The following is a 14,164-nucleotide window of genomic DNA, read 5'->3' as shown; positions in this document are numbered from 1 at the left end:
CAATAACAAGTTAAGAATAGACTCTTCTTGATCTTGCCCACGACATAGCACCAAAAGGGTTTAGTACTTTTAAGACATAAAAAAAGCCTTGTTAGAGGCTTTTTTTATGTCTGTTAGGTAGATTTCTGTATTTTATTGCGGAGTTAAGTAGTCAACCAAAAAGGCATCAAAGTCCACTTCGTCCGCTGCTTCTATGGCTGCTTGGTCATGTAAAGAGCGCTCTGCTTTTTGCGCAAATTCACTCGTTAGTTCAGCAGATAAAGGGCAAGACATCCATTTGGCTTGTTGCTCTTTCGATAATGCTAACATGGCATTCTGATAGCCTTGTTGTGCTTTACTGAGTTCCAGCAGCTGAGCTGACGGCAGTTTAGATACGTCACTTAATTTTTCTCGTTGAACTTCTACTGCATTTTTATAAGCAGGGTTGCCTGTTTTACTAGATAGAAATTTCGCGACTTCTGTTAGAGAGTTCAGCATGTCTTCTGCTTTGGTACGAAGCTTAGTTGGACCTTGACCGAAATCGAAATCCATATCTAAGTCACGGCCATGAGATGCAATTTCTTGCTGCATAATACGAAGTTGACTGCATTCTGCGCTGCCTAAATGCTCATCGCCACGTAACATGCAATAGAGCAAGAAAACATCAATGAAGTACAAGGTTGAAGATTGCATGCCAATGGGTGAACTAGGATCCAAGTCCATGATGCGAACTTCAATATATTCGACGCCTCTGGCGTGCAAGGCTGCACTTGGGTGTTCACCTGGTTGGGTAACGCGTTTCGGGCGAATGTCGCTGTAATACTCGTTTTCAATCTGCAGCAGATTGCTGTTCAGTTGTCGGTATTGCCCGTCAACTTTTACGCCAATATCTTGATAGCGCTGATAGGGTGTGCGCAGCGCTTTTTTGATAGTGCTAATATAAGTGTCTACTTCGTTATAGCAAACGTATAAGTCGGCTTGAGCCTTGTTTTGATAACCAAGGTCGCTCATGCGAAGTGATGTGGCTTTTGGGCCGAACCAAGTATTTTCTTCAAGTTCATTTAAGCTATCAGGCTTTTTAGGTAAAAAGCTTTCATCGATCGCCGGTGAAGCCCCAAACAGTAAAGACAGCATCCAAGAGCTACGGCGGAAGTTACGGATCAGTGCAAAATAGTTGTCCGATTGAAAAGCTTGCTTCTCAGAGTTAGATAGGTTCGATTTGCCTTTGTGATGCTCTAAAAACGACCAGAAATCCTTATCGAAGGAAAAGTTATAATGCATGCCTGCAATACATTGCATAATGCGACCGTAGCGATTGGATAAACCCTCACGATAAGCGCGCTTTAACTTGCCTGTGTTGGATTCACCATAATACGCAATAGGGACATCGTCATTGCCATTTAAATAGCAAGGCATGCTAGCAGGCCACAAACATTCGTCTTGCTTGAAGAGCTCGTGGTTTACTAAGTTATGAATGTCTTCTAGCTCTTGAATAACACCTTCAACACTTGGGTGAACGCCAGTAATAAACTCCATCAAGGATTCAGAGTAATCTGTCGTAATCGAGCTGTGCGTCAATGCCGACCCTAAGCTTTTAGGATGAGGCTTGTGTGATATGCGGCCTTCAGAGTGTTCAACTCGCAGTGCTTCGCGCTCCACACCACGATGAAACGTTAATGCAGAAGTCGTGGCAGCTTGTTGGCAATGTGCAGCCAGCGCTTGCAAGGCATCGGTTAAGGTGGTCAAGAAGTCTTCCTTCTATTAAGTAAGGCAAAATTAAATTTTAAGGATTGTACTCGGCAGAGCTTATTCGCAGCAAGCAGCAGATGCCTTGTGCACAAAAAATGCTGACTTCTAGAACATATATATAATGAATCTGTCGCGCTAAGACACGATCTACAAAAATACAATTACCTGTAGATCGGTCTTTAGATCGACAATTTTCACTAGATGAATGGGTTATAGACGCATTTCGATGCCAGCATCGGTCATACGCTGCTTGGCTTCTTGAATGCTGTATTCGCCAAAATGGAAAATACTGGCGGCCAATACGGCGTCGGCTTTACCTTCAATGACACCATCTACAAGGTGATCTAAGTTACCAACACCACCAGAAGCAATGACAGGTACATGCACAGCTTCACTAATGGCACGAGTAACACCAAGGTCAAAACCATTTTTCGTACCGTCGCGGTCCATACTGGTTAACAGGATTTCTCCTGCGCCGTATTCGACCATTTTCTTGGCCCACTCAACCGCATCCAAGCCTGTTGGCTTACGTCCGCCATGGGTGAAGATTTCCCATTTGTCTGTTTCGCCTTCGGCACTGACTTTCTTAGCATCGATAGCGACAACAATACATTGAGAGCCGAAGCGCTGAGCCGCTTCACGAACAAATTCAGGGTTAAATACCGCAGCGGTATTAATGCCAACTTTATCCGCGCCAGCGTTTAGCATGCGACGAATGTCTTCGCAGGTGCGAATACCGCCGCCAACAGTTAGGGGAATAAATACTTGGCTGGCAATGGCTTCGACCATATGAACAGTGGTTGCTCGGTCATCTGAGCTGGCGGTGATGTCTAAAAAAGTAATCTCATCCGCGCCTTGCTCGTTGTAACGCTTGGCTACTTCAACAGGGTCACCAGCGTCACGAATATCAACAAACTGGACGCCTTTTACAACGCGGCCATTGTCCACATCAAGGCAAGGAATAATACGTTTTGCTAAGCCCATAAAATGGCGCTCCTAGAATCTAATATACTTCTGTCTAAACAAACTAATCGTTTGTTGTTATGGCTTGCCATTCCACTGAAGGAAGTTTTTGTACAACTGAAGACCGTCTTTATGGCTTTTCTCTGGGTGGAATTGCACAGCGAATACATTATCGCGGGCGATTGCCACACAAAACTCTAAACCATAGTCACAGGTAGCCGCCACTTCGCTTTTGTTCTCTGGCACAACATAAAAACTATGAACAAAGTAAAAACGAGCATTATCTGGGATATCAGCCCAGAGAGGGTGGTTAATGGTCTGTTTAACCTGATTCCAGCCCATGTGTGGTACTTTAAGCTTGCTGCCATCATGGTCGATGTGTTTCTCACCAAAGAACAGAGCGTTGCCCTGAAAATGGTTTAAACAATCAACACCGCCGTTTTCTTCACTGTGAGACATCAAAGACTGAATGCCGACACAAATAGCAAGAAAAGGTTTTTCAGCCATGGCTTTTTTAATGCTAGGAACAAGCCCTGCGTTGTGCATTTCACCGATACAGTCGCGAATAGCGCCAACACCAGGTAGCAGCACCCGATCAGCGGCATCAATTACCGCAGGGTCACTGGTGACAATGACAGACGTGTTTTCATCGGCTGCGTGTTCAAGGGCTTTGGCAACCGAGTGAAGGTTGCCCATACCGTAATCAATAACCGCGACGGTGGATTTTTTCATCTCACTCATACTCTTACTACTCATTCCAAGAGAATTTTACAGAGAACCTTTAGTGGAAGGCATTTGCCCTGCCATGCGTTCGTCCGCTTCTAGTGCCATGCGTAATGCGCGGCCAAATGCTTTGAAAATGGTTTCCGCTTGGTGGTGAGTGTTCTTACCACGTAGATTGTCTAGGTGCAGTGTAACTTTGGCGTGGTTGATAAAACCGTGGAAGAATTCAGAGAACAAATCTACGTCAAAACCACCGACAGAGCCACGAGTGAAAGGCACGTGCATTTCTAGACCTGGACGACCAGAAAAGTCGATAACCACGCGAGACAAGGCTTCATCTAGAGGAACGTAGGCGTGGCCGTATCGTTTGATGCCTTTTTTGTCGCCAACGGCAATCTCAAACGCTTGGCCTAATGTAATCCCCAAATCTTCAACGGTGTGGTGAGCGTCAATGTGTAGGTCGCCAACCGCATGGATGTCTAAGTCAATCAAGCCATGACGTGCTACTTGCTCAAGCATGTGATCAAGGAAAGGAACGCCTGTGACGCAGTTGAATTTACCGGTACCGTCTAAGTTAATCGACACCTTGATCTGAGTTTCAAGCGTATTACGCTCGACACTGGCAATGCGATCTGACATTGATTGAGTTCTCCACAGTGATGGTGACGAATGGTCGCCACGTTTTTGTATAATAAGAGCATGACATAATTTCCCCATTATAGAACGTGGGCTCTTTAGCTTCTATGCTTTGCCTAGGTGTTTTTTAATGAGTTGTCGCTATTGCATCGATAAATGCTTACTTCGAGTGCTATGATAGGGCAACATTTTTGCACCTCTCTCTTTGAAGATAATGGGAAGGAACAAAAAATCGAACTTAGCTCCTCCCCCTGCTAAGAGGGAGGCTGGTAAGGGTAATTTATTAAGGAGTTTGCCATGGTTTGGATAAAGCGACTTTCACTGTTGGTGGCTGGTTTATTGGCCATTATTGCTATTTTGTTGGCGTACGTAATGCTGTTCGTCAATCCAAACGACTTTAAAGACGAGCTCAAGAGTGTTGCACTAGAAAAAGCCAATGTTAATTTGCGTTTAGACGGTGATATTAGCTGGTCGTTTTTTCCTTGGTTAGGTCTTAGCTTAGAAGATATTGGCGTGGCGCTCGGTACGGACGCTGAAATAGTACAATTCGATCGTGCAGAATTTGGCTTGGCTATTTTGCCGTTATTGGAGCAAAAAGTTCAGGTCAACAAGGTTAGCTTGGTAAATGTCAAAGCGCGCTTAAATAAAGATGCCCAAGGCCAAGGTAATTGGCAGTTAGAAACGGCTGAAGAAGTGAGTGGTTCGGGTTCCACAGGCTCTAATGCGCCAACCACAGCATCTGCTAGCTCTGAGCAGGCAAATGATGAAAATGACGCCATCAACAAAAAGCTACCAGATATCCAACTTGATGAACTCCGTATTGAGAATGCTCAAGTTGAATACCGTGACGAACAAACCAATCAGCTCATTAATGCTACGCTAAATGTGCAGCTTAACGACGTTCAGTGGGATAAAGCATGGCCAATGGTTATGGATATCGCCGTCACACAAAGTGATTTGCAAGGGCAGTCTCCTATTAAAGCCAAAGCAACGCTTAATGCCAACCTTGCGGTTTTCCCAGAAAGAGAGTTTTTGACACTGGATTCTTTGGTGTTATCCGCTGATGTGGAAAGTACCGCGTTACCTACAAGCCCAATTAACGCTAAGCTTAGTGCCGTAAAAGTTGATGTCGACTTACCACAAGAAAATGTCTTGATAGACGGGTTAAATTTGAGCTCTTTTGGTGTCAATTTGGATGCGAAGATTCAAGCTTATCAAGTGCTAAGTGAGCCGCAATTTTCTGCTGTGTTATCAGTAGGCGAGTTTAATCCTCGTTATCTTCTGACGCGTTTAAAACTTCCTCTGCCCGAGATGTCAGATGAAACCGCGATGACCAAAGCGCGAGCCAATATAACCGTTGAAGGCGATTTGAATTCGATTATCGCTCAGCCTATTTCTATTGCGTTGGACGACACCAATATTGAAGCGAATGCCGTGGTAGATTTATCGCCGTTGCGCTGGGACATTAAAGTAGCGGGTAAAAATTTGAATCTTGACCGTTATTTACCTACGCCTATTGAACCTAATGAAAATGGCTCAAAAGAAGCCATTACTGAAGCGCAAATTGAAGAGAAAGCCGCTGCCGCTGCTGGAGAGTTGATTCCGGTTGAGTTGATTCGTGGTTTAAATGGTCATGTTGGTTTGACATTTGAAGGGCTGACCGTCAAAAAACTAAAAATTGATAAGATCACCTTGGATTCAACTCAGCAAAACGGTCTAGTGACTGTGTCTCCTCTGAATGTTGCCTTGTATAAGGGAACGGTATCGTCAAAAGCTAGCCTAGATGTGCGCGGGAAAACGCCCATATTGGATGTGTCGCCAGCGATTGATGGCGTGCAGATTCAACCTCTGTTAATGGACTTCATGGAGATGGACAAAATTGCAGGGTCAACTTTTCTAAATGGTGACCTTAGAGCCAAGGGTAATCGCATGGATGACTTGATTTCATCATTACAAGGTGATTTGTTGATCGATATCAGAAACGGTGCCTTGGTAGGAACTAACTTGACCAAAACAGTGTGTGAAGGCATAGCCGCCACGCGCAAAGAACAGATCAATGAACAGCTCTTCGGTAAAGATACACCATTCGAAACTATGCGTTTTCCAGCTCATATTGTGAATGGCCGGGTCTCGACTCCAGGCTTGAAAATCAGCTCGGCAGGTATTCAAGTAACAGGTGATGGCGTGGTGTCATTGCCAGATTCGTCGTTAAATTATCAGGCGAACGTAGGTGTGGCAGGTAGCGCATTAGACAAAGCATGTCGAGTGAACGAGAAACTGACTAGGCTGGCCTTTCCTATTGTTTGTAAAGGGCAGTTCAGTGACGATCCAGCAGGGTTGTGCCGCCCAGACCTAAAAGGCTTTGCTTCCCTCTTTGCCAATATCGCGAAAGAAGAGTTAACGCTCAAATTAGATGAAGAAAAAGCTGAGTTAAAAGCAAAAGCCGAGGCGGAAAAAGCTCGACTAAAAGAGAAAGTAGACGCTGAAAAAGCACGCTTAAAAGCAGAATTGGAAGAAAAGCGTAAAGCGGAAGAAGAAAGAGCAAAAGAGAAACTAAAAGAGAAACTAAAAGATAAATTAAAGAACTTGCTCTAATCACGGGTTGATTAAAACGAAGCTTGTTTAGTATTTGTTACGTGAGATATAAATGCAGCCAGTTGAAAATTTTGCGCCTCGTGTTCTAGCGTGGTTTGACGAACATGGTCGTAAAAGCTTGCCTTGGCAAGAAAGTAAAACACCGTATCGTGTATGGATTTCTGAAATCATGTTGCAGCAAACGCAAGTTACGACAGTGATTCCTTATTACCACAAATTCATGACGTCTTTCCCAACAGTAGGAGCATTAGCTGAGGCAGAGCTGGACGAGGTGCTCGCCCACTGGAGCGGTTTGGGCTATTACGCTCGTGCTCGTAATATGCACAAGGCGGCAAAAATGCTGGTGGATGAGTTCGACAGTGAATTTCCTCAAACAGTAGAAGGCGTATGTGAATTGCCCGGAATTGGCCGCTCAACGGCTGCAGCGATTTTATCTATTTCCCGTGGTGTTCAGGCCGCGATTTTAGATGGCAACGTAAAGCGGGTGTTGGCGCGTTTTCATGCGGTACCTACTTGGCCAGGCGAGAAAAAAACCGAAAATGTCATGTGGGAATTAGCTGAACACTATATGCCAAGCGAACGCTGTGGTGATTATACGCAAGCCATGATGGATCTAGGAGCGACGCTCTGTACGCGCTCCAAACCGCAATGCTTGCTCTGCCCATTACAAAGCGATTGCCAAGGTCGTCTTAGTCAAGACCCTACACAATACCCTATCCGTAAACCGAAAAAAGCAGCTAAGCCAAAGAAGAGTATTCAGCTTTTGGTATTGATGAATCAGCAGGGTCAATGGTTATTAGAGAAACGTCCTTCTACAGGTATTTGGGGCGGCCTTTGGAGCTTGCCTGAGTTGGCATCTGACGAATCAGTGGTGCTGCATATTGAGCAACGATTTGCGACGCAGGTTTCTGCTGTAACACCCTTGTCATCTTTTAGACATACGTTTAGTCATTATCATTTGGATATTTCGCCAAGCCAAATTCAGATTACCGAGACAAAACAGGTAATGGAAGGTGAAAAATATCAATGGTTTAATCAACAAGATGCCATGGCGCAAGGGTTGCCTGCGCCGGTTAGAAGTATTTTGGAACAGCTAACTTAACTAGGAATAGAACGACAATGACAGGCAAAAACCTCTCTTATTTAAAACGTGTATCAGAGGTGTTTCTCTCTTTCTTCATGCTAGGCTTCACCAGTTTTGGTGGGCCTGCCGCTCACCTAGGTTACTTCAATCAAACTTTCATTAAGCGTAAGCAATGGGCCAGTGAAGCCCAATATGCCCAATGGATCGCCTTGAGTCAGATTGTCCCAGGGCCTGGTTCGAGCCAAGTAGGGTTTGCGTTAGGTTATCATCGCGCTGGACTGTTGGGGGCAATCGCTGCCTTTGTTGCTTTTACTCTACCATCATTTGTTGTCATGGTGCTGTTAGCGCAATTTGGCCATCATTGGCAAGGTCATGTCTGGTTTGATTCTGTGGTCCATGCTCTGAAGCTTTTGGCTGTGGTGGTGGTTGCCGACGCTTGCGTTAGCATGTGGCGGTCGTTTTGTCAGAGTAAAACCATGGCGGGAGTCACGGTTGCTAGCGCTGCATTTGTTATCTTGTCACCTTTTGGTTTCGCTAGCTTAGCGGTTTTATTAATGTCCGTATGTTTTGGTGTTATAACACGACATTCTGCTGGGCCTACAGTCACCGAACCTTTGCCTAAGGTACGTTTTGCTTGGTTTTTTTTGGGTGTGGCGCTGGTGATATTTGTGGTGAGCTTTTTATTAAGCAGCGGTATTACCGGATTGTTTGCTGATTTTTATCGAGCGGGGGCTTTGGTCTTTGGTGGTGGGCATGTGGTCTTGCCCATGTTAGCGACTTTTGTGCCTGCGTCGGAATCGGATTTGCTGTTAGGCTATGCGGCTGCTCAGGCGGTGCCAGGCCCTATGTTCACCATGGCGAGTTTTCTCGGTGCATCTGCGACACCAGCAGGCGCTAATGCTTGGCTTTGGGCTGGCATGGCAACCTTAGCGGTATTTTCGTCTGGGTTGCTACTGATGTTAAGTGCTCAAGGAGCATGGCAGCGTTTGTCTTGTCACGTTTTGTTTCGTTCGGCAGTCGCAAGCTTGAACGCTGCAGTGGTTGGGATTCTTTTAGCGGCCTTATATCATCCCATTGGCACATCAAGCTTGTTGAGTGTTTGGGATGTGGTAATAGTCGGGCTCGGGTTTATTTGGCTAGTGTATAAGCGACCGTCGATCTTTGTGTTGATTCTTGTGTTTGTGCTTGTTGGGTTGGCTAGAAGCCTTTAAGGATTACCCCCTCCCGGCCTCCCTCTTAGCAGGGGGAGGAGCGAATAGTTTTTTATCTCGTTTTATGACTTATTTCTATCATGCCTTGAATTCTGTGCGCTTAACGCCATTATTCAACTTATACACTTTGACAAGACAGGCAACTTCTATGGCGAATACAGTTTTTTGTAAAAAATTTCAAAAAGAAATGGAGGCATTAGATCGAGCGCCGTTACCAGGAGCAAAGGGCCAAGAAATTCTGCAAAACGTGTCTAAGCAAGCTTGGCAAGAATGGCAACTACTGCAAACCATGATGATCAATGAGAAACAGTTGAATCTCATGCAGCCTGAGTCACGTAAATACGTGATGGAGCAAATGGATAAATTTTTTAATAACGAAGCGACAGATAAACTATCAGGTTATGTCGATCCGGATGACATTAAAGAACTTTAACAGATCGTTAGAACGCTATAAATTACTGTAAAAAAGGCCCCTTGCTAAACACATTAGCAAGGGGCCTTTTTTGACTTAAAATATTGATTTGAGCCAGTTAAAGAAGGTTATTGAGTAACAAAGCTGGCAAATAAAATGTCTTTTACCGGCTCTAGTCCGGTTTCTTCTTTTAGAACCGTGTTTACTGCCAGTGCTGCTTCTTCACGAGTTTTCTCGCGGGCAATAGCGCCAGTGACTTGCTCTGTGGTACGAGAGCTTAAAAACATGACCAATGCATCTCTGATCAACGGCATATTGGCTTCAATGAGTTCTGTCTGGGACTCGTCGGTACGAATGCTAATACTGGTTTTGATGTATTTCAAACGTGTTTCGTTGCCCACATGATTAACCACAAAATTTGGCTTTAGTTCAACGTAAGCAGGTACCGACGTAGTTTCGTCGTCAGCCGCATAAGATGTGAGGCTAGTCGTACATAAAAGCAGTAATAAACCAAAGGTTCGTAACTTACTGTGTAGGGACATCATCAATGACATTTGGGACTCTCGTATTCATTCCAATAGACAGTATACTAACCGCCATTAATGTTTTCTGCAGTAGGAATTTTGCACTTTCGGATTTTCTAACTGTCGTAACCTTTATATTTGCTTTGAATTACTCTTTTAGTCAGTTTAGGAACCTTTATATATGTTTGCGTTTTTATCCGCTCGTCGTTTTCATGGTTTAGTTGCGTTTGTCGCGTTTGCGCTTTTAGCCGTGGCATTCTACATGGAGTATCAAATGGGCTTAGAGCCTTGTCCTTTATGTATGTTGCAGCGCATCGTTTTTTTCTGTGTAGGTGTTGTGTCTTTGGGCTCGGCTTTGTCTGAAAAAGTTTGTGTCAGAAAAGGCTGTGCTTGGCTTGTAGTGGTGTTGTCAGTTATGGGGGCGGCACTGGCTATTCGTCACTTATATCTGCAAAGCTTGCCTATGGATGAGTTACCGGCATGTTTGCCGGGGTTGAGTTATATGTTTGAAGTGTTTCCATGGCAGGAGATTATGCAGGCTATGGTGATGGGCACTGGCGAATGTGGTGACGTCGTTTGGACTTTTCTTGGCCTGAGCATCCCAGGTTGGACCTTGGTCGCATTTACTGGCATGGCGGTTATTAATATTGTTATTGCATTGCGAGTTAACAAAAAAATACGTTAATAAACGAGTATTTTGGCGCAGCTTTTAGCAAAGTGATGGAGGGGGGGGGATCCTATTTCTCCCTCTAAAAACGTTACAAATTCCTCTGACTATCGTCTTGCAGGGGGGGGTGTATCGGAATATGCTTTAGAAAAGATAGAAATAATAATTAACGCCTAATGGAGTCTGCATATGTTAGAAGGTTGTAAAACAGCCCAAGAGCGCTGGGGCGGAGTTCATGTCATTATTGATCGTTGGTTAGCACAGCGCCGACAGCTGCTTGAGTTGGGAGTGTACTTGCGAGAGCGTGGAGAATTTACGCCGACTGATACACCAAAGATCCAATCATTTTGTGAGTTGCTGGTAGATTATGTTTCAGTGGGACATTTCACGGTTTATGAGCAGCTGGCTATAGAAGCGAAAGAGTTTCGCGATGATGCTGCTGTGGTGCTATTACGTGAATTACTGCCTCAAATAGACAGCACTACCGAAATTGCTATCGAATTTAATGATAAATACGACACCAAAGAGCACTGTAACGAGCAGCTAGAAGCGTTGCCTTTTTCATTGCAAGCATTGGCTGTGGTCATGGCTGAGCGATTCGAATATGAAGATCAGTTGATCAAGGAATTACATGAAGCGCACAGTGAAAAAAACGCTTGAGCTGGGGGTAATCGCTTTCTGCTCAATAGCGCTTTTGTCTTGCTCGGCAGAGGCCCCAGTCCGAACGGCAAAATACGCTGTGCAGGGGCTGCATGCTGCTGTCTTGAGTGATGACGGCTCAGCCGCTTTAATTGGTTCTATTCAACATGGCGGCAGTTATTGGGTAAACGCAATTAACGAGCGTCGATTTAACTGGAATCATGCGCCAAATGAATATACGACATTGTTGGGAGTGGATATTGACCCTAGTGGGCAATTTGCCGCGACGGGTGGCGGTCGCTCCTTGGTTCTGTGGGATACGACAACCGGTAAGTCTGATGGTTTTTGGACAACGCCTGGTGATATACAGTCGCTAAAACTTACCCAAAATGGCGATTTTGCACTGGTTGGCTTAAATGACCAAACTGCTCGTTATTTTGACATTAAACAAGGTGGCATCAGACAGACATTACGAACTAGCTCAACGGTTCGAGCAGTCGATGTCACATCAGATGGTCTATTAGGTATTACAGGGGATGACTTGTCCAAAGTGATTCTGTGGGATATGCAAACCGGCGAGAAAAAGTACGAGTGGCCTTTAGATAATGCGATCGCTAGCGTGGCGCTATCTGCAGATGGAAAATACGCCTTTGGTGCAGCTCAACTTGGTAACGCCAAAATTTGGTCGACAAGAACAGGGCAAGAGCTGACAAAAATAGACACAGGAGCGTTAAAGTACCGTAATGTCACTATTAGTCAGGCGGCTTTCTCCCAAGACGACAGGTCGATTCTTCTTGGTGAGGTGACAGGGCGAGTTTCCTTGGTTCAGGTGAGTACTGGAACTGTGCAGAAAGAATGGGATGTTGTGCAAGAGAATGCTCGGCTTACCGGTTCTAGCGTCCTAGCGCTTGCGCATGGATCTGACAATCGATACTACGCCATTGGCAGTAATGGCTTTTTGAACATATTAGAATGACCCTTTCATTAAACTATAAGTCCGATAGCAATGACCGATAAAAACAGACCTTCTATTTTCCCAATAACTCAGAAGGCGCTGTCCAAGTGGGGCGCCCTGTTTGCTATCCAAGCCGCTATTTCTGTTGCAGCTGGTGCATTTGGAGCTCATGCTTTAACTGCAATTCTTGATGCTAAAGCGCTTGGCTGGTGGCACACAGCGAGTCAGTATTTAATGTATCACGCCTTGGCTGGTTTGTTGGTCGTTGCGCTGTCATCCCTTTTGTCATCTTGTAAACGCGTGCTGATATTATTTTCTTTAGGTAATCTCTTTTTTGCTGGCAGCTTATATATCATGGCATTGACTGGTCATACTTATTTAGGGGCAATAACGCCGATAGGTGGTTTTTGTTATTTATTGGCTTGGTGCTTATTCGCATTAAGTTTATGGCGCTCAACTCAGCATCAAGCCTAATTTTTGATCTGACAAAACAGGACAGATTTGGGGTTTTCGGGTAGTATTGCGTCCAAAATTTACAGTGGGTGTTGTGTATTATCAAATATTGATAAATATGCCCATTCAAATCGAACATATTTAAGCTAAGCGATACGAAATCATGCAAGAGCAAGACACAGAAATACAAGAACCAAGTCACAAACGCACCATCAGAAGCTTTGTGGTACGTGGTGGTCGCATGACCGAAGGCCAGCAAAAGAACTATGACGCAAACTGGGTCGTATACGGTTTAAACCTTGCTGATGGCCGAATTGACTACACAAGTGTATTTAATCGTGAATCTGATGTGGTGATCGAGGTAGGTTTTGGCATGGGAGCATCTCTGGTCGAAATGGCAAAGAATGCACCAGAAAAAGACTTTATCGGTATTGAAGTCCACCCGCCAGGTGTTGCCAAGTTGATGATGCTAGCGAAAGAGGAAGGTGTTACCAATTTGCGTGTGTACTGTGATGACGCCATTGAGGTGATGGCAAATTGCTTACCGCAAAACACTGCAAGCGGATTCCAGCTGTTTTTTCCAGATCCTTGGCATAAAAAGAAACACAACAAGCGTCGTATTGTACAGTCATTGTTTGCTCAGCAAGTGGCAAATGTCTTAAAAGAGGGTGGTCTTTTTCATATGGCAACCGATTGGCAGCCCTATGCAGAGCATATGATGGAAGTGATGGAGGCTGAAGAAGGCTATCAAAATGCCGCTGGCAAAGGACTTTATCATCCGCGTCCTGAATGGCGACCTTTGACTAAATTTGAACAACGTGGCGAGCGTTTAGGTCACGGTGTTTGGGATTTGATTTATTCAAAATTATAAACTAAGCATTAAAAGTACTAAATTAGAATTCCGCTTTTAATACTTAGCTAATAAAAAAGCGACCCTAGGTCGCTTTTTTATTATTCGAAAGTTGAGAATCAAATATTATTTGATTTCTACGCTCTCACGGCTGTTGCCAGCGTCAAAGTATTCTTGGAATACTTTTGGTGTGCGGCCACGGCCAGTCCACTCGTGAGTTTCACCAGCAACAACTAGACGGTATTTAGGCTCTACAGTTTTGCCTTTTGTCGCGCCAGCTTTTGGCGTAGTTAAAAGTGCAACTTCTTCCATTGTTAAGCCGCTTTTAGCGATCAGGCTAGCAATTTCTTCTGCGCGAGCAGATTTCAGTGCTTGCTCAGCTTCGCGTGCCGCTTCTTCTTCTTTCGCTTTCTCAAGCGCATTAGTGAAGCCTGCAATTAGGTTTTCAAGCTGAGCAACGCTTAATTCTTTACCAGCAGCGCGAGCTTTCGCTTTGTTGCCTGCTAATTCAACTAATAAACTCATTGGTGTCCCCTATCTATCTGTTAAGAACTGATTGTGTGGTCCTGCATTGAAAAAGAGATCCATCTATTACACACAGTGGTGTGGTAAAATCGGCAGTCAAAACACGTTACCTTTTAATAAAAAGCAGCGTCGTTTACTCTTGTTCATGAATTAAAACTCAGACAAGTGATGACTTTCTATCTTCTAATGACGCTAATTC

General features: G+C 44.6%; 15 protein-coding genes. 9 read left to right on the top strand and 6 right to left on the bottom strand.

Going from position 1 to position 14,164, the window contains the following annotated elements; genetic code table 11:
- Positions 1-132: 132 nt before the first annotated feature.
- The 4 genes from gshA to hisB all read right to left on the bottom strand — a co-directional run bounded on the left by gshA (position 133) and on the right by hisB (position 4,053).
- Positions 133-1,725 carry a glutamate--cysteine ligase gene (gshA, locus tag JSY38_RS06940; protein ID WP_114411711.1) on the bottom strand — a complete coding sequence of 531 codons (1,593 nt, stop codon included), beginning with the start codon at positions 1,723-1,725 and terminating at the stop codon, positions 133-135.
- Positions 1,726-1,938: 213 nt separating this feature from the next.
- Positions 1,939-2,712, bottom strand: a complete 774-nt coding sequence (hisF, locus tag JSY38_RS06935) for an imidazole glycerol phosphate synthase subunit HisF (RefSeq protein WP_114411710.1) — start codon at positions 2,710-2,712, stop codon at positions 1,939-1,941.
- Between the two features lie 57 nt (positions 2,713-2,769).
- Positions 2,770-3,432, bottom strand: coding sequence for an imidazole glycerol phosphate synthase subunit HisH (gene hisH / locus JSY38_RS06930; protein ID WP_205116045.1), 663 nt, complete (start codon positions 3,430-3,432; stop codon positions 2,770-2,772).
- 27 nt (positions 3,433-3,459) lie between these two features.
- The gene (hisB, locus tag JSY38_RS06925; protein ID WP_114411708.1) at positions 3,460-4,053 is read right to left on the bottom strand and encodes an imidazoleglycerol-phosphate dehydratase HisB; all 594 of its coding nucleotides are present in this window, start codon (positions 4,051-4,053) and stop codon (positions 3,460-3,462) included.
- A gap of 294 nt (positions 4,054-4,347) precedes the next feature.
- Here hisB and JSY38_RS06920 point away from each other — a divergent pair, with 294 nt between their 5' ends.
- The 4 genes from JSY38_RS06920 to JSY38_RS06905 all read left to right on the top strand — a co-directional run bounded on the left by JSY38_RS06920 (position 4,348) and on the right by JSY38_RS06905 (position 9,373).
- Positions 4,348-6,645: an AsmA family protein gene (locus JSY38_RS06920; protein ID WP_205116044.1), complete on the top strand. Its 2,298-nt coding sequence runs from the start codon at positions 4,348-4,350 to the stop codon at positions 6,643-6,645.
- A gap of 52 nt (positions 6,646-6,697) precedes the next feature.
- On the top strand, positions 6,698-7,747 hold the full coding sequence (mutY, locus tag JSY38_RS06915; RefSeq protein WP_114411706.1) for an A/G-specific adenine glycosylase: 1,050 nt from the start codon (positions 6,698-6,700) through the stop codon (positions 7,745-7,747).
- A gap of 17 nt (positions 7,748-7,764) precedes the next feature.
- Positions 7,765-8,940 carry a chromate efflux transporter gene (gene chrA / locus JSY38_RS06910; RefSeq protein ID WP_205116042.1) on the top strand — a complete coding sequence of 392 codons (1,176 nt, stop codon included), beginning with the start codon at positions 7,765-7,767 and terminating at the stop codon, positions 8,938-8,940.
- Positions 8,941-9,088: 148 nt separating this feature from the next.
- On the top strand, positions 9,089-9,373 hold the full coding sequence (locus JSY38_RS06905; RefSeq protein ID WP_114411780.1) for an oxidative damage protection protein: 285 nt from the start codon (positions 9,089-9,091) through the stop codon (positions 9,371-9,373).
- Positions 9,374-9,480: 107 nt separating this feature from the next.
- Here the strand turns inward: JSY38_RS06905 and JSY38_RS06900 are convergent, their stop codons facing one another.
- Positions 9,481-9,906, bottom strand: a complete 426-nt coding sequence (locus JSY38_RS06900) for a flagellar basal body-associated FliL family protein (protein WP_114411704.1) — start codon at positions 9,904-9,906, stop codon at positions 9,481-9,483.
- Between the two features lie 151 nt (positions 9,907-10,057).
- Here JSY38_RS06900 and JSY38_RS06895 point away from each other — a divergent pair, with 151 nt between their 5' ends.
- The 5 genes from JSY38_RS06895 (at position 10,058) to trmB (ending at position 13,461) form a co-directional block, all read left to right on the top strand.
- Positions 10,058-10,561, top strand: coding sequence for a disulfide bond formation protein B (locus JSY38_RS06895; protein WP_114411703.1), 504 nt, complete (start codon positions 10,058-10,060; stop codon positions 10,559-10,561).
- Positions 10,562-10,732: 171 nt separating this feature from the next.
- Positions 10,733-11,203, top strand: coding sequence for a sigma D regulator (gene rsd, locus JSY38_RS06890; RefSeq protein WP_114411702.1), 471 nt, complete (start codon positions 10,733-10,735; stop codon positions 11,201-11,203).
- Positions 11,175-12,158, top strand: a complete 984-nt coding sequence (locus JSY38_RS06885) for a WD40 repeat domain-containing protein (RefSeq protein ID WP_205116041.1) — start codon at positions 11,175-11,177, stop codon at positions 12,156-12,158. Before rsd ends, JSY38_RS06885 begins: the two co-directional genes overlap by 29 nt.
- Before the next feature lie 30 nt (positions 12,159-12,188).
- Positions 12,189-12,611: a DUF423 domain-containing protein gene (locus tag JSY38_RS06880; protein ID WP_205116040.1), complete on the top strand. Its 423-nt coding sequence runs from the start codon at positions 12,189-12,191 to the stop codon at positions 12,609-12,611.
- 142 nt (positions 12,612-12,753) lie between these two features.
- Positions 12,754-13,461 (top strand): tRNA (guanosine(46)-N7)-methyltransferase TrmB, encoded by a 708-nt coding sequence (trmB, locus tag JSY38_RS06875; protein ID WP_205116039.1) that lies wholly within the window; start codon positions 12,754-12,756, stop codon positions 13,459-13,461.
- Between the two features lie 105 nt (positions 13,462-13,566).
- On the opposite strand, the gene JSY38_RS06870 is transcribed toward trmB, so the two are convergent.
- Positions 13,567-13,965 carry an H-NS histone family protein gene (locus tag JSY38_RS06870; protein WP_114411698.1) on the bottom strand — a complete coding sequence of 133 codons (399 nt, stop codon included), beginning with the start codon at positions 13,963-13,965 and terminating at the stop codon, positions 13,567-13,569.
- Between the last annotated feature and the right edge of the window lie 199 nt (positions 13,966-14,164).

Origin of the sequence: Marinomonas foliarum, from assembly GCF_016906065.1 — a bacterium.
Lineage (GTDB): Bacteria > Pseudomonadota > Gammaproteobacteria > Pseudomonadales > Marinomonadaceae > Marinomonas > Marinomonas foliarum.
This window is presented reverse-complemented; position numbering and strand designations above follow the sequence as displayed.

Excerpts from the sequence above, each read along its gene's own strand:
- JSY38_RS06885 (WP_205116041.1), top strand. The coding sequence starts at position 11,175 with ATGAAGCGCACAGTGAAAAAAACGCTTGAGCTGGGGGTAATCGCTTTC.
- JSY38_RS06920 (WP_205116044.1), top strand. The coding sequence starts at position 4,348 with ATGGTTTGGATAAAGCGACTTTCACTGTTGGTGGCTGGTTTATTGGCC.
- hisB (WP_114411708.1), bottom strand. The coding sequence starts at position 4,053 with ATGTCAGATCGCATTGCCAGTGTCGAGCGTAATACGCTTGAAACTCAG.
- hisF (WP_114411710.1), bottom strand. The coding sequence starts at position 2,712 with ATGGGCTTAGCAAAACGTATTATTCCTTGCCTTGATGTGGACAATGGC.
- trmB (WP_205116039.1), top strand. The coding sequence starts at position 12,754 with ATGCAAGAGCAAGACACAGAAATACAAGAACCAAGTCACAAACGCACC.
- JSY38_RS06870 (WP_114411698.1), bottom strand. The coding sequence starts at position 13,965 with ATGAGTTTATTAGTTGAATTAGCAGGCAACAAAGCGAAAGCTCGCGCT.
- JSY38_RS06895 (WP_114411703.1), top strand. The coding sequence starts at position 10,058 with ATGTTTGCGTTTTTATCCGCTCGTCGTTTTCATGGTTTAGTTGCGTTT.
- mutY (WP_114411706.1), top strand. The coding sequence starts at position 6,698 with ATGCAGCCAGTTGAAAATTTTGCGCCTCGTGTTCTAGCGTGGTTTGAC.
- JSY38_RS06880 (WP_205116040.1), top strand. The coding sequence starts at position 12,189 with ATGACCGATAAAAACAGACCTTCTATTTTCCCAATAACTCAGAAGGCG.
- rsd (WP_114411702.1), top strand. The coding sequence starts at position 10,733 with ATGTTAGAAGGTTGTAAAACAGCCCAAGAGCGCTGGGGCGGAGTTCAT.
- hisH (WP_205116045.1), bottom strand. The coding sequence starts at position 3,432 with ATGAGTGAGATGAAAAAATCCACCGTCGCGGTTATTGATTACGGTATG.
- chrA (WP_205116042.1), top strand. The coding sequence starts at position 7,765 with ATGACAGGCAAAAACCTCTCTTATTTAAAACGTGTATCAGAGGTGTTT.
- JSY38_RS06900 (WP_114411704.1), bottom strand. The coding sequence starts at position 9,906 with ATGTCATTGATGATGTCCCTACACAGTAAGTTACGAACCTTTGGTTTA.
- JSY38_RS06905 (WP_114411780.1), top strand. The coding sequence starts at position 9,089 with ATGGCGAATACAGTTTTTTGTAAAAAATTTCAAAAAGAAATGGAGGCA.